A 1,105-nucleotide genomic window follows, 5' to 3' on the forward strand; every position below is an offset into this window, starting at 1 on the left:
CAGGAGGACCAGCGTCAGATACATCAGCAGGATGCCGGCGGCGATCGCCGTGGCGAAGCCGGTGAACAGCTCCTGCATGCGGGCGGCGTCGCCGCGCGCCAGCTCGTGGACGCCGGCCGGCAGGCTCCGCATGATCGGCAGGGCGCGGATGGCCGCGGTGCCTTCGCCTAATGTCAGACCGGAAAGATCCGCCTCGACGGTGGCGCTGCGGCTGCGCTCCACCCGGGTCAGGCTGTTCGGCCCGGCGTTGAAGCCGATGTCGGCTACGGCGCCGAGCGGGACTGTGCCCTTGGAGCCGGTCAGCGGCAGGACGGCAAGCTTTGCCGGATCGTCGATGACGCCGTCCGGCAGGGTGACGACAATCGACACCTGGCGATCGCCAAGGTTGAACTTCGCCAGGTTGGTGTCGGTGTCGCCCATGGTGGCGATCTTGACCGTCGCAGCGATCTCCGTCGGCGTGACACCAAGCTCGGCCGCCTTGGCGCTGTCGGGGCGCACGATCAGCTCGGGCTTGGTGGTCGCGGCGGTCGAGGTCGGGTTGATCAGGCCGGGCACCGACTTCATCTCGTCGATCAGGGCATCGCTCGCCTTTTCGAGCGCTGCGCCATCATCGCCGACCAGCGTGATCGACACCTTGGCGCCGGAGAAGCCGTCGGCGCCGAACTGGATGCGGGCACCAGGAATGTCGTTCAGCTTCGGCGAGGCTTCGGCTTCGAACGCCTGCTGGCTGAGCGAGCGTTCGGCGCGCGGCTTCAGATTGATCGTGACGGTGGCGGTGCGCACCTCGGCCGAGCTCGAACTCTGGTTCGGCCCGCCGCCCGAGGAAGCGGCCGTGCCGATCGTGGCGAAGACGCTGTCGACGGCCGGTTCACGCTCGAGGCGCTCTGCAATGTCCTGCACCACGGCCGTTGTCTGCTCGATCGTCGAGCCCGGCTGCAGTTCGACCGAGATCATTGAGCGGCCGCGATCGGCCGCAGCCATGAATTCGGTAGGCAGTTTCGTGGCCAGGAGCATCGAGCCGGCGAAGAAGGCTATGCCGGCGAACAGCGTGATCCAGCGGCAATTGAGCGCCTTGCGCAGCAGCCAGAGATAGGTCGGCACCCAG

Annotated in this window: 1 protein-coding gene; it reads right to left on the minus strand. The window is 67.6% G+C overall.

Annotated features, from left to right (window positions below; all coding sequences use genetic code 11):
* Positions 1-1,105: efflux RND transporter permease subunit (locus EN745_RS35100; RefSeq protein WP_145992342.1), on the minus strand; the 1,105-nt coding region annotated here is incomplete at both ends.

This window comes from Mesorhizobium sp. M4A.F.Ca.ET.022.05.2.1, assembly GCF_003998845.1.
In the GTDB taxonomy this organism is placed as follows: Bacteria; Pseudomonadota; Alphaproteobacteria; order Rhizobiales; family Rhizobiaceae; genus Mesorhizobium.